Source organism: Chitinibacter sp. SCUT-21 (assembly GCA_041874755.1).
In the GTDB taxonomy this organism is placed as follows: Bacteria; Pseudomonadota; Gammaproteobacteria; order Burkholderiales; family Chitinibacteraceae; genus Chitinibacter.
The window spans coordinates 2583095-2606151 of sequence record CP102611.1 but is presented as its reverse complement, the minus strand read 5'-3'; the positions used below and the strand labels follow the sequence as shown (position 1 = coordinate 2606151).

The following is a 23057-nucleotide window of genomic DNA, read 5'->3' as shown; positions in this document are numbered from 1 at the left end:
ATGAAATCAAGGCGACTTCCTATTGCAAGGAAGTCGCCTTTTTCAATCCTCCTGATATCGCTTAAAGGGTAAACGCCATGTATAAAAACCTAGGGTTTACTTTAATCGAGCTAATGATTGTTGTCGCCATCATTGGGGTTTTATCTGCAATAGCAATCCCAGCCTACCAACAATACACTGCCAAAGCTCAAGCATCCGAAGCAATTGAACTTTTGGGAGCCCTAAAAAGCTCTGCAACTCAAGAATACTCTGAAACCGGGATATTCACAGTTCCAAGTGGTGCAGTAACTACTGGCAAATACGTCAGCGCAATTACTAAGTCTGGCGCTCTTGGATTGGAGGCAAACTTCAAGGGTGCGGGAAGCGTGTCTGGAAAACTAATTGGCCGAAAAATAACCTTTACTTACATCACCACAAGTAAATATTGGGCGTGCACTTCCGATTTAGATCAAAATATCAAACCTTCAGGCTGCAATTAATCAGCAAGGCTTAAATTGGCACCGATGAAAAAAAGACTTACAAATTACGACCTAATTTTTCTATTTCTAATCTTGCCACTAGCTTATTTCATTTACCGCCAAGGATTACCTGGCGGTTTTGTATTAGATGATGCCGCAAATTTGGAATTACTCGCCAATACAAACTCCAAATTCAGCTTATCGGACCTATATACTTTCCTTGTTCAACAGGGAATCGCCGGCCCATTAGGGCGCCCGATTAGTCTATTCACATTTTATTTACAACGTGACTCCTGGCCATCCCAGCCAGAAAATTTCCGACACATCGGAATTATGATTCACTTACTTAATGGCGCGCTAGTCTATATTTTCATCAGCAAATTAGCGAATAAACTTGCAGACACCAACTCAAACCATCGCTGGATTCCTTTTGTAGTCTCAACAATTTGGTTGATCCACCCGATTAATGCCTCAAGCGTGCTATATATTATCCAGCGCATGACCACGCTGTCCTCCACTTTTGTCCTAGTGGGGTGCATTCTATATTTAAAATATTTCGATGCTATCAACATCGAAAAGAACTTAAAGTCTAGTATCCTTTACCTTGTAGCTGTCATAGCTGCAGGGATGCTTGCAATCTTATCAAAAGAGTCCGGCGGATTGCTTTTGCTATATATTTTCTGCATGCAAATAACAATTCCAAATCAGCACAATTGCACCCTCAATAGAATTGTGGTTTTCACTACACACACTCTTGTTTACATTTTCTTTGCATATTTAATCTACTCACTCATCTTTTCAAACTGGCCCAACCGTGACTTCACGCCAGTGGAAAGACTCATCACAGAAGCCAGAATATTAATTGAATACCTCTACAAAATTTTAATTCCATCATCAAGCAATTTGCATTTATTTTATGATGACTATCTTGTCTCCCGCAGCATCCTCAAACCATTAAGCACATTATTTGCAACAACAATCATAATTGGACTAATTTTAGCTGCAATAGCCTTAAAGAAAAAATATCCAATATTCGCATTCTCTTGCCTTTGGTTTTTCCTTGGCCACAGCCTGGAATCAACAACCATAGGTCTTGAGCTATACTTCGACCACCGTAATTATCTACCCATGCTTGGGCCAATCTTTCTTCTAGCAAACTCTCTAAACTCACTAATTAAGGTTGTTGATCTTAACTCAAAATTAATTTCAACAATTACTTTAGTGTATATCGCCCTCCTTGCCGGAGTACTTTATACCCAAGCACTGACTTGGTCAGACCCCACAAAACAGGCTTTACTCTGGGCAAAATCAAAACCTAATTCGTTGCGCGCTCAGGAATACGCTGTCGTCATTCTAGCGAATAAAGGATATGTGCTCAATGCAGCAGAAATCGTAACTGCATCAGCACTACGAAATATCAACGAGCTTTCGCCATGGCTTTCACTCGCCAGATTAAAATGCATGGATGATCGCGTAACATTTGAGAACTCGGAAGAAATCGTCCAGAGATTTAAAACCGCCACTCAATTTAGATACATTGAAAACTCGCTCCAAGAGCTAGTAGAAGCCACAATCGATGGGCATTGCCCTGATACAATTAGATCTTTCTCCAATCAAGTGGTTGATGCGCTACTCATTAATCCAGCTAAAATAGAAAAGGATCGCCTGCATTTCATGAAAGCAATGTTGCTACATGCGAACGGGGATTCAAGTAACGCAATCAGCCACATGGGAAAAAGCTTCGACCTGAACAAAAATATCGAACTATTGATTATTATCGCCAATTGGCAAGGACTCGCTGGACACTATACTGACTCTTGCCAGACAACGAGAAAGGCAAAGCAATACCTTAATTCAAGTAAAAACAATGCTATCTATAGCCAAATAATTCTAGACAAAATTCAAAAGTGTTCCGAAAAACAATGGTAAACATTTCAATCATAATACCTGCAAAAAATGAACTCGAGAGCCTAAAGACTCTAATACCCCAAATTCACACCCTCCACCCATCTGCCGAAATAATCATTATTGATGATGGCTCTACGGATGGCACCAGTTCTGCCTTTGCAGGTTCAAATCACAAGATAATCACCCACCCCTATAGCAAAGGAAATGGAGCGGCGATCAAGTCAGGAGCAAGAATAGCTCAAGGTGATATATTGATCACAATGGATGCAGATGGGCAACATCAAGCTGATGACATTCAACACCTCCTTGCAAAATTAGCAGAGGGGTATGATATGGCGGTTGGCGCACGAAGTCGTGCCTCACAAGCGGGAGCACATCGCTCTCTTGCCAACGGATTTTACAACCTTTTTTCAGGCTGGATGGTAGGACATAAAATCTATGACTTAACCTCAGGATTTCGTGCGGTTAAAACAGAAAAATTTAAGGAATTTTTACCCCTCCTCCCTAATGGTTTTTCCTACCCAACAACAATTACTATGAGTTTTTTTCGCTCTGGATATTCGGTGGCATACTTACCAATACACGCACCTAAACGCACAGGAAAAAGCCATATCAACATATGGAAAGATGGCGTTCGCTTCTTCCTGATTATATTTAAAGTTGGAACACTATTTTCACCTTTAAAAATATTTGCCCCAGTTGCCTTTACTATGTTTTTAATTGCAAGCAGCTGGTACGGATGGACTTGGTGGCATGAGCAACGTTTCACTAATATGAGCGCGTTGCTGTATACCGGCTCAGTTATGACTTTTTTATTGGGTCTAATTTCAGAACAAATCACACAATTAATGTATAAAAAATAAAACTAAGTCTTAGGTTGCAACCGAATGGAAAAACTCAGAGTCAATGCCATGGAAAAGCCATTAACCAAGCGGCATCTACGCAAGTAGATTAGTATATACTACATGTTGTTACTCAACGCTACTTATTTCAGCCTTGCGGCCATGAAGCACCAAGAAACTCAAACCACGATCTGAAAATCAACAAACAGATCTAATAACAATATTATTTCGGTCAGCCAGTAGTTTAAATGAAAATAAAGCTAGCCTTTCCAATTGAAAACATCAGAGCATCATTTCTTGTAGCCGAGAAAATCTATAGGTCTTTGATTTCGATTATACTTGCCTCTCTGATTGCTCGAACATATGGACCTGCAGAATATGGGCTATTAGCTTTTATTACTACAAATCTAGCCTTAGCTTCTATATTTTTATCGCTCGGCCTAGAAGGACCTCTACTTAGGCAGCTTTCCCTAAAAGACAGAATCAACCACCTCAATTCTTTTCTAGAAATAAAAATAGCAGCCTGCCTATTCGCCACGCTAATTTCACTAATGTGCTGGCCATTAATCCAGCCATCTGAGCATTTTCTCTATCTGTTACTTTTACTATATATTCCGTTCACCTGCCTAGAATTATTCGAGGTTGAATTATTAAGTAACAATCAACAAATGTCCTTAGCAAAAATAAAAATATTCTGCTGTTCCTTTATCGCCATAGTTAAAGCCGTAATCATATTTCATCAATTACCTCTTAATTTATTACTCATCACTTATGCAGCAGAACCATGCATCACTAATGCTTGCATATTCATGCTCGCCAAAAAAAATAGGAACAGAAAGCTAATCTCCCTACCTTTTTTGTCATCATTTAAAAGTATAATTACTGAATCGATGCCCCTTTGGGTTTCCGCATTAGGAATTGCAGCTTACACCAGAGTAGATCAAATTATCATTGCCAGAAGCCTTGGCGAACAACAGTTAGGAATATATGTTGCTGCCACGCAGATAATCAGCTTTTTTAATTTCATTCCAGTTGCACTATATAACAGTCATGCAGCTTCATTTCTTTCCTTACAAAAAAACAATGAAAAAATAAGCAATGAAAAATTTGTTGCATTATTCATTAAATTTAACAAAGCCGCCCTTGCATCATCGATCTTTATATTATTATGTGCAGATTCTATTATAAATTTAGCATACGGGGAAAAATTCCAAGCATCTGCATTAATACTAAAAACATTAACTATTAGCAATTTTTTCGTTTTTATGGGGGTGGCACATAGCCTTTGGATCCTTTCCAACCAAAAACCTCTGGTGCGTCTATATGGAACAATAGCAACCGCAATACTCAGCATAACATTGAATCTATTGTTAACTCCACATTTTGGGCTTGTATCTGCAGCAATTGTCGCAAGCTTAGCACAAAGCTTTGCCGCTTTTTTTGCAAACTACATATGGGCAAAAGAATCTTTCATTCTACAAATAAAATCACTGGGCATAAAATGAAGCAACTTATATTTAACATGACACTAAAAATCTACCTATATATATTCGGAAGAGTATCGTTCCAAAAATTCAACCATGCAGCGATCAGATTCCACCTTAGATCAATAGGCATATTAAATTATTCAAACCACCTACAGAGCGGAGAGCATTTCTTTATTAAACAGGAACTAAAAAAAATAGTCAGAAAAAAAGCCAATTTAGTATTTATCGATGGAGGAGCCAACATTGGAAGCTACTCCGAGTCTCTTTTAAAGAAATTTTTTCCCAAGGCACAAATCTATGCATTTGAGCCCAATCCCACAGCCTTCCGCCAGCTAATTAATATTAAAGATAATTTTCAAGCTATAAACAAGGCTCTTGGTGCAGAATGCAAGCAGTCAATTCTATTCGAACCCACCAACAATCCAGGCAGCAGCCATAGTTCACTTTATCGTTTAGAGCATGGCGCTGTGAATCAAATTCAAATTGAATGTACTACACTAGATGCATTTTGCATGCAACAAGGGATAGAACACATTGATTTTCTCAAACTTGACCTCGAAGGAAATGAGCTAGATGCGCTACATGGTGCAAACTCTCTTATAAAAGCAGGAAAAATCACCTGCATTCAATTCGAATTCAATGAAATAAACTACATATCGAAGATAACAATGCAAGACATAATTACTGCACTACCAAATTATAAATTATACCGTATGCTTCCAAAAGGCTTAACTCCATTACCGAGTGCCGCATATCTCCAGAACATCTATGCCTACCAAAATCTAGTTGCAATTTCTGAGCTGACACAAGATGAGTAGTGACATGCACGTAGCGCCAGTAATACTTTTTATTTATAATCGCCCAGCACATTTGTCGGCTGTAATTAACAGCCTTAAAAAAAATAAGCTTGCTATAGAAACAGATCTAATTGTTTTCTCGGATGGGCCAAAATCAGACCAAGACATCAAAAATGTTGAAGCATGTAGATCCATAATTAATGACCAGGATTTTTTTTTCAAATCACTAACAAGACACTACAGCCAAAGCAATCAAGGGTTATCCACCAGCATTATTAACTCGCTTAATAAAATATTTGAAACTCATGAACAGGCAATTATTCTAGAGGACGACTTAATTTGCAGCGAATACTTTCTCGAATTCATGAATAAATACCTGAATTACTATAAGGATGCTCATGATGTATTAAGTATACACGCCTACAGCTACCCAATTCACAATGAGTTACCTGATGTATTTTTTCTAAAAGGTGCAGATTGCTGGGGATGGGGCACCTGGAAACGAGGCTGGCAGTTATTCAATCCTAACGCTAAAGCGTTGTATGAGGAACTAGTAAAAACTGATCAGCTTAATTATTTTGATTATAATGGAAAAGCGCCATTCAGCAGACTACTCAAAAAGGTCGTTAAAAATCAAAGTCAGTCATGGGCTATACGCTGGCATGCAAGCGCTGTTTTACAGAATAAACTTACACTCTATTCAAAATTATCATTCATAAAAAATATTGGAAATGATGCATCTGGCACGCATTCAAAGAAAAGTGACATCTATTGCACTGAAATTGCGGACTTTGTACCACACGAAACACCTCTGCCAGAGCATTCAGCAGCCGCATACAATCAATTTAGTAGTTTTTTTAAGAAGAATTCGTCAAAATTTGATCATTGCTATCTATTTTTATTTCACAATTACAACTCAATTTGGATGAAAATAAGAAAATGGACTTACAATATAGCACATGCTCGAAAAATCTCATTCAATGGTCCTTATGAATCTTGGAGTAAAGCACTTGATAACTCCACAGGCTATGACAGTGACAACATAATCAATAAAACGCTAGAAAGCACCAAGCAAGTAATTGACGGAATTGCGGTGTATGAACGAGATTCACGTTTATTCCATTCGCCGGCAAATGAACCGATTGTTGCGAATTTTCTCTCAGATTTGCCAAAAAACTCAAGAATAATTGACTTTGGGGGAGGGTTAGCTTCTTTGTATTTTCGCCACAAGGAAATACTGCACACAAAAGTTAATTTAGAATGGCACATAATTGAGCAACCCAAGTTTATTGCCGCAGCAAAACAACTCAACTTTCCATCACATATATATTTTCATAGAAGCATCCACGATGAACTGGAGAACTCTACAGCACTTATTTTTTCGAATAGCCTTCAATACATCGAATCTCCAATGGAGTTACTTGATAAAGTAATTAACCACCAAGAGCATCAAATATTATTTTTCAGAATGCTACCAACTGCTGAATTAAGTATTCAGCGTTGCTTCGTACAAAAAGTTCCAAGCAACATTTACGAAGCAAGTTACCCTATCTGGGTATTTTCACTTTCTTTACTTTTGTCCAAAATTGAAAAATTTTACACCGTTACCACCATAGAATTTGAATCTACATCGCATAGTACATATACAGGATTGGAAATAAGGTATGTTAACATCATCGCAAAAAAGAAAAATAGGATTTGAACCTAATATATACTCACTCTTAACAAACCCTTTTTACATTGCGAGAGCGGGTTTATATCACTCGGTGAAAGCACAGTCCCATCATGCAAAAGGTTTTCTGCTTGATTTGGGTTGTGGATCAAAGCCATATCAAGAGATTTTTAAAACTTGCACTTATATTGGAATTGAAAAATTCCCCACTAAGAATCAAAATTCCACGGCCGATATTTATTACAATGGCAGCCACCTTCCATTCTCCGATAATACTTTTGATACAATATTAATTAGTCAAGTACTTGAGCATATTTTTGAACCTGATGAATTTTTATCAGAGTTAACCCGCGTTGCAAAACCTAGTGCCAAAATCATAATTACAATCCCTTTTTTCTGGGCAGAACATGAGCAACCTCATGACTATGCACGCTACACATCATTTGGCATTAGTAAATTACTCAATGATAATAGGCTTTCAATTATCTCTCAGACTAAAGTTGGCAATAGCCCAAATACAATACTACAGACAATTTTAAGCTCTATATATGACAGTAGCAAAAACCTACCGAGGCCACTTCGATTAATTTTGCTGATAGCAGCAAGCTTTACACTAAATCCTCTCTCATTAATATTTAAATTCTTTTCTATGCCTGACTCGATATTTCTAGATCAGGTCATTGTTGCGCAAAGGATAAATCATGCGTAATTACGTCACGCTATTTGATAAAAATTATCTTCCACAAGGTCTTACACTGTATTACTCTTTAGCCAAACATTCGAAAAACTTTACTCTGTGGGTCATTTGTATTGATCAAATTACATTTGATTTCATCTCCTTCAAATCGCGACCAGACCTGAGACCCATTCTACTAAGCACAGTAGAAAATCAACAATTAGTAGAAGTAAAAAAAACAAGAACTAAAGGCGAGTATTGTTGGACATTAACTCCCTTTTGCCCACAATTTATATTTGATTTGAACCCTGACATCAATGAAGTTACATACATTGATGCAGATTTGTACTTCTTGAAAGATTTAGAAATTATTCACACCGAATTCGAAAAATCAAATAAATCTGTACTTATAACACAACATGGATTTTATTCTGCTTATGACAAATCCTCAGAAAATGGTTATTTCTGTGTTCAATTTATGATTTTCAAGCGAGAGGGCAGTAAGGAAATTTTAGATATTTGGCAGCAGCAATGCATAGAATGGTGTTATGCACGAGCGGAAAATGGTCGATTTGGTGACCAAAAATATTTAGATACATGGCCAACTGACTATCCAAGCCAAGTGCATGTTTTATCAAAGCCCGAGTTAACTCAAGCACCTTGGAATGCAATGCGTTATCCACACTCAGAGGCTGTACTTTATCACTTCCATGATGTAAGACTGAGTGAACGTTATATAGTAAGGAGTGGCAATTGGATTCCAGCACCAACATTAAATTATGTTTACTCTTTATATTTTAGAGATCTAAGAAGAACGATTTCAGAGCTTAAAGAGCAGAATATAATTCTAGAGCCACAGCGCAAGTCACTGGGTCTTCTAGGTTCTCTTGCCGGGCTCATTGTCGGAATCTATAGACATGTTAAGCAATTAAACCTTTATCACCAATTTAAATTATGAATATTCTATTTCTTTGCAAGCGTTACACTCAAGGCAGAGATCTTGTCAACTCGCCATATGGTAGGTTTCACTACATTCCAGACTTTATCCAAAACGAAACATCCGCACAAGTCACTAATGTATATATCGATATATCGATGCAGAGTAATAGTTTAAAACATAATAGTCATTATGTGTTCCGCCCTAATTTGCATTTAAAAAAAAATTTGCTTGACATCGTAAGAAATAAAAAAATCGACATAATTGTTAGTTTTTCTGACTCATGGATTGGCATTTTAGCTGCCTCAATCGCAAAAGAAGCCAAGTGTAAACTACTCATTGATGCATATGACAACTACGAATCCTATACTCCTTATTTCAAACCTTTGCATTATGCATGGCGCAAGGCATGCCACCAAGCAGATTATTTAACAGCTTCTTCGACTCCACTGCTTAACCTTTTACTGAAAAATTCAAGTTTCACTGGATTGTCGAAAGTAATTCCAATGGCAGCTGATCCAAACTTTGTACCACTAGACCTAAAAAAATGTCGACACCACTTTAATATTGACCCTTCAATAAAAATAATTGGACACTTTGGGTCTATTGACAAGCACAGAAATCAACCTTTTTTATTAAAACTTGCAGATCACATCATAGATCGAAACGATATTCAAATATTTATAAGCGGACGAAAATTAGACCGTCAATTAACCACACATGCAAAAATTACCAATTTAGGCTACATTGCTTCAGAGAAAATCCCGCAATTAATTAATGCATGCAATATAGTTCTTTGTCTTAACAAAGAAGATTCTTTTGGTAGCTATGCATCTCCTGTTAAAATATATGAAGCTCTTAGTTGTAATCGGCGAATTTTGTGCTCTAGAACAAAGTCGATTGAATGGATTCTCAACGATCAGCAATCGTTGCTACTAGATTTAAACGATGATAAAAATGCCAATCAAAAAATAATTGATTCATTAGAAAACCATTACTCATATACCTGTAAAACTCAAACATGGCGGGATATTGCTCAATCTTTCTACATACTAATTAGTTCAAAGCATCTTGAATGAGCAGCTTTCCTTCTAGATAACTTCAGTCCTTATCCCAAACCCGCAATACCTGACAGATATATTCGACTTGCGCTTCACTCAACTCAGGAAACATAGGAAGACTCAATATATTTTTATATATGGACTCCGTTTGCACTAACGATGCTTCAATGCGATATGCCGCCTGCTGATGAATTGCCGCTGGATAATGAAGCGCCGTAGCAATACCTTCCTCTCTTAGATAGACAGATAATGCATCACGATTTTTGCTTTGTACTACATATAAATGCATTGCATGCTTTACGCCTTCACAAGTATAGGGAGCAATGACACCACTATTGCTTAACGCAGCAGAATATTGAGCTCCGATTTCCCTACGCCGCTGATTACCAGTTTCTAAATACTTCAATTTCACCCTTAATATTGCAGCTTGTATTTCATCAAGACGAGAATTAATCCCATGACAATCGCTGATATAACGGGTTTTCCAACCGTACTGTCTTAAATTTTTTACACGCTCGTTGATAATTGGATCTTGGCACACAACAGCACCACCATCACCCAGAGCCCCCAAATTTTTAGTGGGATAAAAACTAAATGCCGCAGCATCACCAAAAGTGCCAATTTTCTTTCCAAGTATTGATGCACCATGTGCCTGAGCACAATCTTCCACAACTTTTAAATTGAATTCTTTCGCTAACTGCATAATAGAAAGCATATCTGCAGGATGCCCATAAATATGCACCGGAACAATTGCTCGTGTTTTTGGCGTAATAGCAGACCTAATTGCAGCAATATCAATACAATAGGTTTGCGGATCTATGTCCACCATAACCGGAACAGCGCCAACTTCTACAATCGCAGCTACTGTTGCTACTGCTGAATGAGAAACAGTGATCACTTCATCTCCGGCTTGTACGCCAACCGCCATTAATGCAAGACGAATTGCATCAGTTCCATTCGCGACCCCACAAGCAAATAATGCCCCAAGGTATGAAGCAAACTCCTGCTCGAAAGCAGATACCTCAGATCCCAAAATGTAGACATTACCTGATAAAAATTTTGATATTGCCTTATCAATTTCGGTACGTAGAGCACTCACCTGAGCTTGTGGATTGGCAACAGGAATCATATTCATAAAAGTTAATCCCAATAATGAAGACCAAATTCACGATAAAAATTCAGCGTCTTATTCAAGCCTTCTTCTAGATGGCATTGTGGCTCCCAGCCTAACTTATGCTGAATGAGCTGGTAATTTGCATAATAATCACCAATATCAATTGCCTTTCTTTCCGGTGGAAATGGTATTAATTCAAAACGACCGGCAGGCTCTAAGCGACAAAGACATTCTGCTAACGCGATAAGATTTACGGGATTTGAATCGCCAAGATTAAAAATTTGTCCATTCGCATCTTCTGACAAGGCGGAGAGTAACATAGCATCAGTCACATCATCTACATAGTTAAAATCACGCAATTGCAATCCATCGCCAAAAACTTGGAATGCCTCGCCACATAGTATCTTCTTAATCCATATTCCTAAAAAAGTTTGTCGAGCATCTTTAACACGCATTCTAGGACCGTATGTATTCGTTAATCGCAATATTACAGAACGTATGCCATAGATCTGATTGTATAGCAGGTGATATCCTTCACCAGCCATTTTATTAATCCCATTTACATCAACAGGGTGAAGTGGATGGTTTTCATCCACGGGTAAATATTTTGGGGCTCCATATAACTGCCTTGTGCTAGCAAAAACAACTTTAACATCTGGATTATGTTGTCGACACGCCTCTAGTATTGAAAGCTGAGAGTGTGCATTTATATCGAGATCTATAAAAGGATTCTGCATTGAGTCAACATGACTAGTTTGACCAGCCAAGTTAAACAAATAATCCTGCCCCTTTATTAAATACTTCAAAGAATGTGGATCGCGTACATCAGAGATATTAATTCGCAAATTATTTTTAACCGATTCAACATTCCATAAATTGCCACCATATTCGGGTATAAGACTATCTACCAGTAAAACTTCCGCTCCCAACTCAACAAGCCTCATAGCCAGACTCGAGCCAATAAAACCAAGACCACCAGTAATTAAAACTTTTTTCCCGCTAAATTGAGAGATCTTCATGCTCTATGACCCTTTGAACAATTTTTCAATGCAAACGTCAGAACTTTAACGTCGAGTGTGTTTAACTTTTTTAGCGCATTCAAATTCAGAAAAATTAGACAACGTACTAATCTCTGCAAAAGTAGATTCATTTTTCTAAAATGTAGTCCCCCGATCTACAAGGGACCTTTCTCAATAAAAATGACTCTGCTTGTCAAAAGGTTAGTAACCTTATCTCAAGGAGGGATACTAATTCTATCGTGCAAGTGATTGGTTTCGAATTCAATATAGTTTTCCTCGCACTTCTCATTCAGCTTGAGTCCGTAAGCTATAGCCCAGCCAGCTGAGACACCAGTGCGCGTTCAAGCTTCATGATGAGCGTTCTATAGCCACACGGGCTCAAAGTTTGGCTTACTAATCTTTTAGAAAGTAGCTTCATTTATTGGAAATGTAAACCATTGATCTGCACGTGGTTTTTAAATCCTAAAAATGACCATTCTTTCCAAAAGGTTAGTTGATTGTCACAATCAACAAGAAAAGAAACTTGTTGCAAATGCTAATTTAGATTTGATTTTGCAACAACGGAAATAGCTTACTACCAAATTCAGGCCAGGCAAACTCCTTAGCGAAATCAGAAGCTGAGCGAGAAAATACTGCCTTATCTGCAGCGAGTACGTTTAAAACAGCCTGAGCAAATGCGGGATAATCTCCAGGGGGTACCAGAACACCGGAACGTTCATTGGCAACAGCCTCAATAACCCCTCCTGAAGCAAATGCAACAGTTGGCAAACCGTGAGCTGCCGCTTCGATCGCAACCATTCCAAAACCCTCAGGGTCACCGGGAAGTGTGCGCACTGGGAATACATGCAATTCAGCACTTTCATAGGCAAGCGCCAATTCTATCGGGTCGGTAACAACGCCCAAGAAACGCAAATTCTGACTCACACCAACTGTAGCAGCAGCTGCTTGAATACTTTCGCGAGACTGTGCCCCTGCACGCAAAGCATCACTTGGGGCATCACCAATTACAACTAGCAAGGTATGTGGCTCCACCTTGACAATTGCAGGCAATGCCTCCAACACGAACTCACGCAACCCTTTTCTAGTGGTTAGACGTCCAATTGACAATAAAATTCGAGCGTTTCCCAAACCATGCTGTAGTCGAAAAGCCTGCAATGCTGCCATGGCTTGCCGTGATTTCGGAATATCTACGCCTGGATGCACGATATTGATTTTCTTTGGGTTAACACCAATCTCTTGAGCTAGTTCGGCTGTAGGCAAGCTATTGGCAATCACCGCATCCATGTGGCGAATAGCCGGGTGCCATAGGGCGCGATAAATTGGATGCATAACAGCGACATCTAATCCATGGACATAGACACATGCACGAGCGCCGGTAATGCGAGCGGCGAACAATGCTGCAGGAGCCATCAACCCACTTCCAGCTAGAACAATATCTGGCTTAAATTTTTTAGCAAGAAAAACCCCATATATCTTCGCAAGCAATAAAAACTTCCATAGTGGTCGTAATGAAATCTCCGACAACTGGACTTGCTTAGGCTTTGAATTGTAAGACCCATCAGGCCCCATGACATGAACATCAGCATAATTGGCTAATTCATCAGCAATATGCCAGTTCAATCGCTCCATACCACCAACAAGCGGAGGCAAATTACGGGTCATGTGTAAAATACGAGGGCGAGTAGACAGCATGTATAGTCACTCAAAATCAATTTAAATTTCGAACTGAAGCCAGCCAAGACTGGGAGAGCCTAGTAGGCCAATTTAATCATGTCCCAAGACTTAAAGCTGGGCAAAAAATGCAGCGCATGCATCAATGACACCTTTAGCTGACTCTTATTCACGCAGCAACAACATTGATACCTTTAACGAATCGACCACGACAATCAATAATTAGCCTTGCTTGATTCATTATTAATTCGTACTCGAATGCATCATGATCTGTTGCCAGTACTACACAGTCAAAATCATTGAGAGATGCTTCATTAATCGGTACTGACTGTAAATCAAATCGGTAATCTCGCTTAATTGGAAATGAAGATACATGTGGGTCAGAATACGCAATGAAGCAGCCTCGTTGCACCAAAAGATCCATTATCTCGATGGAAGGAGATTCCCTCGTGTCATCGATATTTTTTTTATATGCAATGCCCAAAATTAGTATTTTGCTGTTTTTAAGCGCCTTACCTCGATTATTCAACGCCTCGGTTATTTTCTCAACGACATATTTAGGCATATAGTGATTAACTTCACCTGCTAGCTCGATAAATCGTGTATTCACACCATATTCTTTTGCTTTCCACGTAAGATAGAATGGGTCAATCGGGATGCAATGCCCGCCCAACCCTGGTCCTGGGTAATATGGAACAAAGCCAAATGGTTTGGTGGCTGCCGCGCGGATTACTTCAAAAATATCAATACCCATCTTATCCGCCACAATTTTCATTTCATTTACAAGACCGATATTTACAGCTCGATGGATATTTTCCAGCAATTTACTCATTTCTGCGACGCGTGGGCTACTCACAGGCACCACCTGATCAATTGCAAGGGAATATAATTTTTTACCCAACTCAAGGCAGGCTGGCGTCATGCCTCCCACAACCTTTGGAATATCTTTAGTCGTGAAATTTGGATTCCCTGGGTCTTCGCGCTCAGGGGAAAACAGCAGTGCGCAATTTACGCCTGGGGTGAACCCCCTTGCCAACAATCTTGGGGCTAACACCTCTTCTGTAGTCCCTGGGTAGGTGGTGCTTTCCAAGCTCAATAGCTGCCCATCTCGAAAAAAAGGCAATAGCGCGTCAACTGTATCGGTTACATAACTTAGATCAGGGGCATGATGACGATCCAACGGGGTTGGCACACAAATTATCAACGCATCGGCTTCTACAGTGCGGCTAAAGTCGGTTGTGGCTTCCAGTCCATGCTTTTGTGCAGCAGTAATTTCCAACGGAGTGATCCGCTCAATGTAACTTTGCCCCCGGCCAATCAGTTCCACTTTGTTTTGATCAATATCAAAACCAATAACCTTAACACCCACCTCGGCAAATCTTAATGCTAACGGCAACCCAACATAACCCAAGCCATATATGCCAACTACCACGGTTCGATTTGCTAAACGGACGTCTAGCTCTGTAAGTGCCTTGTTCATCTGCCAATCCTACGCTTGATCCCGAATTAGCAAAGCCTACTAGAGCACATATGAAGACGCTAGTCCTAATGCGCTTTTTGTGTTTCCCCCCACAGAAAAGCACGCACTATGGTAATTTTCGGGCCTGGGTGAGTTGATAGCGCAATTGATTACTGTGAAGCCAGATTATCAAGTCATCAAATTCAGTAACTGGGGCATCGGCTCGGAAGTTAATATCTCCATTCCTGTTTTCGTTTTCGTCTGTCGTGCCAAGAGCGCCTTTTTCCCCTTCCGAAAAAACCACCACCACTGCATTGCTCACTAGCACGCGCGAGGTCACCGCCACTCCGTCGCGGCGAGTAGCAGAGCGAATGGTGAGGTTGGCGGTGCTTTGGAGTGTGAAGCAGGGTTTATTGGTCGGCAGGCCGCACGTGGTGCCTGCTGTAGGGTTTGATCCGGCAAAATCTCCGGCGTAGCTGGCGGTTCCACCGGTGGGATTGGTGACCACGGCGTATTTGAGGCGACGCCCCCATGAGTCCAGCTCGGGCAGACCTAAATCTCGCCAAGGTAGATCGCCATAACTGCGTACGCAGCGGTAAGCGTTGGCACTGCCGGCGCTTTGGCGTTCTTCAGTCCCCGCGTTGGCGTCGGCATTCAGTAGCGCGGGATCAGCCGGGCAAGGCAAGTGATTATTGGCGAGCGCAAAGCCCAGCAATGCTTCATTGGCCTGCTCCAGCATTTTCTTCGTATCAGCATAGCGCTGTGCCGCCATTTGCCCTGTCAGCGCGCCCAAGCCGGATGCGAGCAAGATGCCAATGATCAGCAATACAATCGCCATTTCTACGAGGGAAAAACCGCTTTGTCGCGGCCATTTTTTATGTCTTAACATGCCTTCTCCCTTGCCGTGCAGACCCCTTGCTGGCAGATATAAAGCTGATCGTTACTCGCACAACTCGGGCTGACAAAATGGCGATCATTGGGGTTTAGCCATTTATTTTGATTACCAGCATCTTCTAAATACAGGCTTAAATCACTGCTCGCCGCGGCTGCGGTTTTTAAATTATCTGCGCGCGCGATACGTGGTGCGCTGGGCAAGATAAACAGCGCATCAATATTGGGTTCAGCCACGCCATCCAGATAAAACATGCCACTGCAGCTGGCGCCTTGCCGCACGGCGTACAGCACTGCACGATGCCAGATATTTTGGTGGAACCATGTTGGCAACTGGCTGGCCGCAGGGATCGCTAATTTGCCCAGCCCTGTCCAATCATCAATAGCACGTGGCAAGATGCCGCAGCACAAATTACTTTGACTACGACAGCCCGCATTTGCTGAATAAATCACATTATCGCGGCATTTAGCATCGCCGACTAAATCAGCAGGATATGGGTATACCTCTGGATGATCTTCCGAATAAGGCGTGGAGCTCGATACAGGCGATGGGGTTGTAGTCACACTGGGTTCAGCACTGGGTGTGGGTGCCGAACAAAGCGCTGCGACCAACCAAACAGCGGGGTAGTCTGGTGGCGCGGCGCCAATAGAAGATGACTGAGCCATATAGTTTCGCCAAGTAGCGCCACCAGCAGAACTAGCACTAACCAGCTCCCCGACTTGATAGCTAACGCTAGCACTCCATGCAGGAGCACAATCGGGCGCAGCAGCGGCTGTGGCTTTTTGCGGCACAGTACCCCATTGTTTGGCCTGCGCCATGGTTGGATTACTTGTTTGATAGGCCTGCCAATACTGCGCTAACTGATTAGCAATCACCGCCCCCAAACGCGGCTGCGCTGCCACAATCAGCTCATGGCCAGTAATGACGCGCATTAAATCGTTAAACGCATCACTTTGTGGCGCACTGACAAATGGACCGGTTGCTAACGCATTATTTGCGCTGCCCTTTGCCTCTAAAAATTGCGCGACGGCCAATGGAGTCGTTCTAATTTGCCCCGCTAATGGTGGGCCTGGAGCAATGATAATTGCAGCAGGATTTTCGCCATCTCCCGCAATATTTTGCGAAATGCGCAGCAACTGCAACATACTCAGACTATCGCTATTGATTTTGCGCGCTTCAGTGTCCTGCGTGCGCACAACAAATCCATAATCCACTGCATACCACAGCGGCTCGCCATAGGCATCAACGAGTTTTGGAATGCCTAGCGTTTTCCACGGCAGCCAACCAATGCGTGAGCTAGGATTGTTGGCGCTATTGCAGCTGGTGATCGATGTGCCAATGGTATTGATCGCGGTTTCATTGGGATTGGCGGGGCAAGGTAGCTCAAGCGGTGCGCAGGCTCGGCCTGTAGATCCAGAGCAATTGCCACTGCCGCCCGTGCCATCGCGCGTTAATGACCACGCCAATAGCGCTTGGCGTGCTGCTTCAAGCACAACTACACTTTGTTCTCGTCGCTGTTGTTCAAGATTTCGCGTTGGTAATCGCGTAAGCAATAGCGAGGCCACTCCCACCGTCAGTATCAACATTAGCAGCAACACAACCGCGCCACATTGTTTGAACCGAGCTTGGCCTTCGCCATACACCATGCCGTATCACCCTCAAGATCAATCGTTATAAAAGCTACAAGCCAATACTCTGCGTATTGGCTTATATAAGATTGGATTGCTCTTGAGATATAGCTGGCTAGGCGAACCAACTCAAGGCTGAGTTGGCCAACATCATTGGAGTAATGCTATTAAAGTTATGCCGCGTAGCCGTTCGGGTTACCGCTTTGCCAGCGCCAGCTGTCGTTGCACATATCTTGCAAGGTTTTTTCTGCGCGCCAGCCCAATTGTTCCAACGCGGCCTTTGGGTCGGCATAGCACGCGGCAATGTCGCCAGGACGACGGTCAACAATCTGGTATGGCACGGGACGCGCAGAGGCAGATTCGAACGCTTTGACCATATCGAGCACCGAATAACCCACGCCCGTGCCCAGATTGACAGTGACATTGCCCGGATTGGTAGCCAGCTTTTGCAGTGCTTTAACGTGACCTTTGGCCAAATCCACCACGTGAATATAATCACGTACGCCCGTACCATCTGGCGTTGGGTAATCACCGCCGAATACCGACAATTTTTCGCGCTTGCCCACCGCCACTTGCGTGACAAACGGCATCAGATTATTCGGAATGCCTTGCGGGTCTTCACCGATCAGGCCACTTTCGTGCGCGCCCACCGGATTAAAGTAGCGCAACAGCGCAATATTCCAGCTTGGATCGGCCACGCGCAGATCGCGCAGCATGTCTTCGATCATCAATTTGCTACGGCCGTACGGATTGGTCGCCGAGAGTGGGAAATGCTCCAAAATCGGCACCGTATGCGGGTCGCCATATACAGTTGCGCTGGATGAAAACACCAGATTTTTAACGCCGGCTTTTTTCATCGCATCGAGCAAGCGCAGCGTACCTACGACGTTGTTATCGTAGTATTCCAGTGGCTTAGCCACCGATTCGCCAACTGCTTTCCAGCCAGCAAAATGCACCACCGCAGAAAATGGATATTGCGCCAGCGCGGCATCCATTGCTGCTGAATCGCGAATATCACCTTCAATGCACAGCACTTCTTGGCCAGTAATGGTTTTGATGCGATTGAGCACTTCTGGATTCGAATTATAAAAATTATCAAAGATCACCGGCACAAAGCCTGAACTTAATAATTCTATATAGGTATGTGAACCAATATAACCTGCACCGCCAGTTAGCAAGACATACATACAATAGGTATCCAAGTTGAGAATTATGCTCGCGCCAGCACAATACCGACGCGAAATGAATCATTAACTATTTTCTTGTCGCCACAGGAAAAACGCCGCCAGCGCAGATAAGGCCAAAGTTGGCAGCGCGGCGGCCAGCATCGGCGGTAAACGATACAACTCGCCGATATAACCCATCATTTGATTAATGAAATTGAACGACACGCCCAGCAAAATACCTAGGAAGATCTTCACACCCACATTGCCGCTACGGCGCTGCCCCAAGGCAAATGGCAAGGCGATCAGCATCATCGACAAACAGGCCAGTGGATAGAAAATTTTGCTCCAAAACGCCAATTGATAGCGCGTGGTACTTTGTTTATTGTCTTTCAAATGCTGAATATATTGTGCCAGCGCACTGACTGACATGTCTTTGGGCTTAATCATCAGCACCGCCAGCATTTTCGGCTCGACTTGCGCCTGCCATTGCGCTTGCGCCGCATGCGTCACTTTCACTGAATCGACAAAAAAACGGGTTTGCGTCACGTTAGTCAGCACCCATTCCCCATCTCCTTGATAAGTGGCCTTTTCCGCTTCCATTGTTTTTAACAGCTGATGCCCATGATCGTGGACATAGACCCGCACCCCTTGCAAACTGTAATCGGGCTGCATGGCAGATATATTAATAATTTGATCCCCGTTTTTAATCCACACGCCCGAGCGAAAACGACCAAACATCACCGATTGCTTCGCTGCCACTTGATAACGTGTCGCGGCATCGTTCGCCTGTGGGGCCAAATACTCGCCGATAGCAAAGGTGAGTGCGCCAAAAATCACGCCCCCCACCGTTAACCAGCCACAAAAACGCAAAATCGAGACGCCTGCCGCACGCATTACGGTAATTTGCGAGCTATCCGCCAATCCCGACAGGGCAAAAATACTGCCAATTAATAATGATACCGGTAGCAAATCATATATTCGCGATGGTGACTCGAGCAGCACGTAAATCAGCGCATGATGCAGGCGATAGCCGTCTTTACCAACATCACGTAATTCAGCGATCAAATCAAAAAAGACAAATAAGCCCAATAAGACCAGCAAAGTCAAAACGACATGCCAAGCCACCGAGCGCAATACATAGCGACCAAGGCGATTCATGATTAAGCCCTCACCTTGCTACGCCAAACAAACAGCCCTGCCGTCAGCAATGCCATTAATATATGCAACGGCCACATCCCAATTACACCTGGGATTTTCTCTGCCGCGATCCATGCTTGCAGCACATTGATCGCGTTGTAATACCCAAACGCCAAAATCGCGGCAAACAAAATATTAAATGAGCGCCCACCACGCGGATTAGCAAACGCCAGCGGGATCGCTGCCAACATTAATATCAGCGCCTGTATCGGCAAGGCCATTCGCCAGTGCAACTCGGCCCAACGCTGCGGGTTTAAATCCTTGATCAAATCGCGAGTTTTAGTCGCTTCCGTTGCGGGCTGGATTATTGGGGCTGAGGGATCATCAATGCGAATTCGCCCTTCCTCAAAGCGCAATATGTCGTATTGCGCAGCGCCAGGAATCCCTTGATACGCTTTCGCCTGCTTTAACCACAACCAGCGGTCACCATTTTCATCGACCTCAATCCCACCCTGATTAGCCAAAATGGTGCTGACCTTGCCATCTTGCCGAATTTGCATAAAGACGTTTTCGCCAAAACCACGCTCGGGTGAAAAATTCTCAATAAAATAAACGCGATCAGCCCCTTTCGATTCACGAAACACACCAGGCGCAACCTGCGTGACTTCTTGGCTTTTCAAGCTAGCCTCGCGATATTCTTTGCCTTTCAATTGCGCCCATGGCGACACGCCTAGTGATAATGCACCGATCAGCAGCACCACTGGCAAGCCCATCATCAATACCGGCGTGATAAAGCTGTAAATTGAGCGGCCAGCGGAAAACCAGACAAACATCTCATGATCTTTCCACAGCCGCGTAATCACCGACAAAATCGTAATAAACAGCATCAACGAGAATAAAGTGGGCAAATAACGCACCGCGGTAAAGCCCATCACCGCCCAAACAGCGGAGGAAGCCAGTGCGCCCAGGGCCGCTTCGCCAAGCAAGCGCACCACTTGCGAGGTCATCACGATCAGCAATAAAACGATAAAGAGGCCAAAGGCCATCCAAGTCATTTCATGAATTAGGGTTTTACGAAAAAGCATCAGTAAATTTGTCTTTTGACTTGAGACTAGGGTAAGAGAATAATCGCTTAAAATTTATAAAATATTTTCTTGGAGCTCAACATGGAATTTACCATAGTTTCCCCAGCCCCCGAGTCGGCAGACTGCTTAGTATTACCAGTTTTGGGTGAAAAATTGCCCGCACAAGGCAAAGAGCTCGATACCGCTTGCGGCGGCATTTTAAGCCAAGCGATTAAAGATGGCGAATTAGCCGCTAAAGCTGCCTCAGTAATCGCCTTGGGCTTGCCAGCCGGTTTAGGCTTTAAACGCGTCGTTTTGGTGCAATTAAGCAAAGAGCCAAGCGAGAAAATCGTTCGCGATAGCACGCGCGCGCTCGCCAAAGTATTGGTGGCCAGCCAAAACCAAACCGCTTGCGTTGCACTGTCGCTCGCTGGCTATAAAAAACAAGACCAAAAAGCAACGGCGCAAGAAATTGTTAACGCGCTGATGCTCGAAGTATATCGCTTTGACCAATTCAAATCAGAAGCAGCGCCTGCGATCAAACTGGAATTAGTCAGCCTGCTGGCGCCGAAAAAAGGTGATATCGACGAAATCGAAGCCGGTTTGGTGTATGGCTTGGCGCTCGGCCACGGCATGAACTTGACACGCGATTTGGGCAATTTGCCGCCGAATGTGTGCACGCCAGATTACCTTGCCGCGACTGCGCAGCATTTGGCGCATACCTACGACTTTTCTTGCCACGTACTCGAGCAAGAAGAACTCGAAACGCTGAAAATGGGTTCGTTCCTGTCGGTTGCGCGCGGCTCTATCGTGCCACCGAAATTCATCGTGATGGAATATCGCAACGCCGATAAGAAGCAAAAACCGGTCGCGCTGGTCGGCAAAGGCATTACTTTCGATTCGGGCGGTATTTCTCTGAAGCCAGGCGAAGGCATGGACGAGATGAAATACGATATGTGCGGCGCTGCGACCGTACTGGGCGTCTTCCGTGCGGTAGCTGAGCTTGATTTGAAAATCAATCTGGTCGGCATTATCCCCGCCTGCGAAAACATGCCAAACGGTAACGCGGTGAAACCGGGCGACATCGTGACCAGCATGAGCGGTCAAACGATTGAGATTTTGAACACCGACGCCGAAGGCCGTTTGATCTTGTGCGACGCGTTGACGTATGTGCAGCGCTTTGAGCCAGCCGCCGTGATCGATATCGCGACATTAACTGGTGCGTGTATTATTGCACTCGGTCACACAACGACTGGTTTGTACGCCAACGACGACGACTTGGCCGATGCGTTGTTAGCTGCGTCAAAAGAATCGGACGACAAAGCATGGCGCATGCCGCTGTTTGACGAATACCAAGAACAGCTTAAATCCAACTTTGCCGACATGGCCAATATTGGCGGTCGTCCAGCGGGCTCAATTACTGCGGCGGCTTTCCTATCGCGCTTTGTCAAAGAGCAAAAATGGGCGCACTTGGACATCGCTGGCACCGCGTGGAAATCGGGCGCAGCCAAAGGTGCAACCGGCCGACCTGTTCCGCTGTTATTGCAATATTTATCCAAGCTATAACTCATAGGGTATACACCTAGGAATTATTCATTAATTAGGCCTTAGGCGCATACCCACAAGATATGACTGAGATTTCGTTTTATTTTAATGTGCGTTCCCGCGAAACGGCTTTGTGCCAACTCGCGGGCAAAGCGCTAGCGGCTGGCAAACGCATCTGCATCCTTAGCGGGTCCGAAGCCGCAACGCAGGCGCTTGATCGCCTGTTGTGGGAAGTGCCGGCAACCGGGTTTCTGCCCCATTGCAGCGCTGACTCGGCGCAGTCCACTCAGACCCCAATTATTCTCGATCATCGCGTAGAGCTACTCCAGCCGCGCGATGTGCTGTTTAATTGGACCGATCATGTTGCGCCCCGCTTTAGCGAGTTTGGCCGCTTGATTGAAATTGTCGATACCGATGAAGAGTTGCGTTTAGCCGCCCGGCAGCGTTGGGCGGCTTATAAGCAATTGGGCTACACCCCCACGGCAACCGATATGACTTTACTTACTGCCAGCAGGAGCGATTGA

19 protein-coding genes and 2 pseudogenes are annotated in these 23057 nt (G+C 43.3%); 12 read left to right on the top strand and 9 right to left on the bottom strand.

From position 1 onward, the window contains the following. Positions 1–77 precede the first annotated feature (77 nt). The 10 genes and pseudogenes from NT239_12090 (at position 78) to NT239_12045 (ending at position 9856) form a co-directional block, all read left to right on the top strand. Positions 78–206: pseudogene (locus NT239_12090) on the top strand (prepilin-type N-terminal cleavage/methylation domain-containing protein). Then, positions 192–479, top strand: a pseudogene (locus NT239_12085) (pilin). Before NT239_12090 ends, NT239_12085 begins: the two co-directional pseudogenes overlap by 15 nt. 15 nt (positions 480–494) lie before the next feature. Further along, positions 495–2387 (top strand): hypothetical protein, encoded by a 1893-nt coding sequence (locus NT239_12080; protein ID XGA70510.1) that lies wholly within the window; start codon positions 495–497, stop codon positions 2385–2387. Continuing rightward, a complete protein-coding gene (locus tag NT239_12075) occupies positions 2381–3229 on the top strand; it encodes a glycosyltransferase family 2 protein (GenBank protein XGA70509.1) in 849 nt (282 codons plus the stop codon). The genes NT239_12080 and NT239_12075 overlap by 7 nt, the downstream gene beginning before the upstream one ends. A 227-nt stretch (positions 3230–3456) precedes the next feature. Next, positions 3457–4713: an oligosaccharide flippase family protein gene (locus NT239_12070; protein XGA70508.1), complete on the top strand. Its 1257-nt coding sequence runs from the start codon at positions 3457–3459 to the stop codon at positions 4711–4713. After that, positions 4710–5513, top strand: a complete 804-nt coding sequence (locus tag NT239_12065; protein XGA70507.1) for an FkbM family methyltransferase — start codon at positions 4710–4712, stop codon at positions 5511–5513. The genes NT239_12070 and NT239_12065 overlap by 4 nt, the downstream gene beginning before the upstream one ends. 4 nt (positions 5514–5517) lie before the next feature. Further along, on the top strand, positions 5518–7194 hold the full coding sequence (locus tag NT239_12060) for a methyltransferase, TIGR04325 family (GenBank protein XGA70506.1): 1677 nt from the start codon (positions 5518–5520) through the stop codon (positions 7192–7194). After that, positions 7157–7873: a class I SAM-dependent methyltransferase gene (locus tag NT239_12055; protein XGA70505.1), complete on the top strand. Its 717-nt coding sequence runs from the start codon at positions 7157–7159 to the stop codon at positions 7871–7873. Before NT239_12060 ends, NT239_12055 begins: the two co-directional genes overlap by 38 nt. Continuing rightward, on the top strand, positions 7866–8798 hold the full coding sequence (locus NT239_12050; protein ID XGA70504.1) for a glycosyl transferase: 933 nt from the start codon (positions 7866–7868) through the stop codon (positions 8796–8798). The genes NT239_12055 and NT239_12050 overlap by 8 nt, the downstream gene beginning before the upstream one ends. Before the next feature lie 137 nt (positions 8799–8935). Then, positions 8936–9856, top strand: coding sequence for a glycosyltransferase (locus NT239_12045; GenBank protein ID XGA70503.1), 921 nt, complete (start codon positions 8936–8938; stop codon positions 9854–9856). A 22-nt stretch (positions 9857–9878) separates the two neighbouring features. Here NT239_12045 and NT239_12040 read toward each other — a convergent pair whose 3' ends face one another. The 9 genes from NT239_12040 to lptF form a co-directional block, all read right to left on the bottom strand. Beyond that, the gene (locus NT239_12040; protein XGA70502.1) at positions 9879–10973 is read right to left on the bottom strand and encodes a DegT/DnrJ/EryC1/StrS family aminotransferase; all 1095 of its coding nucleotides are present in this window, start codon (positions 10971–10973) and stop codon (positions 9879–9881) included. 5 nt (positions 10974–10978) lie between these two features. Continuing rightward, positions 10979–11971: an NAD-dependent epimerase/dehydratase family protein gene (locus NT239_12035; GenBank protein XGA70501.1), complete on the bottom strand. Its 993-nt coding sequence runs from the start codon at positions 11969–11971 to the stop codon at positions 10979–10981. A 540-nt stretch (positions 11972–12511) separates the two neighbouring features. Further along, positions 12512–13663 carry a glycosyltransferase family 4 protein gene (locus NT239_12030; GenBank protein ID XGA70500.1) on the bottom strand — a complete coding sequence of 384 codons (1152 nt, stop codon included), beginning with the start codon at positions 13661–13663 and terminating at the stop codon, positions 12512–12514. Positions 13664–13811: 148 nt separating this feature from the next. After that, positions 13812–15122, bottom strand: coding sequence for a nucleotide sugar dehydrogenase (locus NT239_12025; protein ID XGA70499.1), 1311 nt, complete (start codon positions 15120–15122; stop codon positions 13812–13814). Between the two features lie 106 nt (positions 15123–15228). After that, positions 15229–15990 carry a prepilin-type N-terminal cleavage/methylation domain-containing protein gene (locus NT239_12020; GenBank protein ID XGA70498.1) on the bottom strand — a complete coding sequence of 254 codons (762 nt, stop codon included), beginning with the start codon at positions 15988–15990 and terminating at the stop codon, positions 15229–15231. Then, a complete protein-coding gene (locus NT239_12015) occupies positions 15984–17639 on the bottom strand; it encodes a hypothetical protein (protein ID XGA70497.1) in 1656 nt (551 codons plus the stop codon). The genes NT239_12020 and NT239_12015 overlap by 7 nt, the downstream gene beginning before the upstream one ends. Before the next feature lie 155 nt (positions 17640–17794). Then, a complete protein-coding gene (gene galE / locus NT239_12010) occupies positions 17795–18808 on the bottom strand; it encodes a UDP-glucose 4-epimerase GalE (GenBank protein ID XGA70496.1) in 1014 nt (337 codons plus the stop codon). Between the two features lie 63 nt (positions 18809–18871). Next, positions 18872–19945 carry an LPS export ABC transporter permease LptG gene (lptG, locus tag NT239_12005; GenBank protein ID XGA70495.1) on the bottom strand — a complete coding sequence of 358 codons (1074 nt, stop codon included), beginning with the start codon at positions 19943–19945 and terminating at the stop codon, positions 18872–18874. Between the two features lie 2 nt (positions 19946–19947). Continuing rightward, the gene (lptF, locus tag NT239_12000) at positions 19948–21009 is read right to left on the bottom strand and encodes an LPS export ABC transporter permease LptF (GenBank protein ID XGA70494.1); all 1062 of its coding nucleotides are present in this window, start codon (positions 21007–21009) and stop codon (positions 19948–19950) included. 81 nt (positions 21010–21090) lie between these two features. Here lptF and NT239_11995 point away from each other — a divergent pair, with 81 nt between their 5' ends. Both NT239_11995 and NT239_11990 read left to right on the top strand, forming a co-directional pair. Then, on the top strand, positions 21091–22554 hold the full coding sequence (locus NT239_11995) for a leucyl aminopeptidase (GenBank protein XGA70493.1): 1464 nt from the start codon (positions 21091–21093) through the stop codon (positions 22552–22554). Positions 22555–22616: 62 nt separating this feature from the next. Further along, positions 22617–23057, top strand: a complete 441-nt coding sequence (locus tag NT239_11990; GenBank protein XGA70492.1) for a DNA polymerase III subunit chi — start codon at positions 22617–22619, stop codon at positions 23055–23057.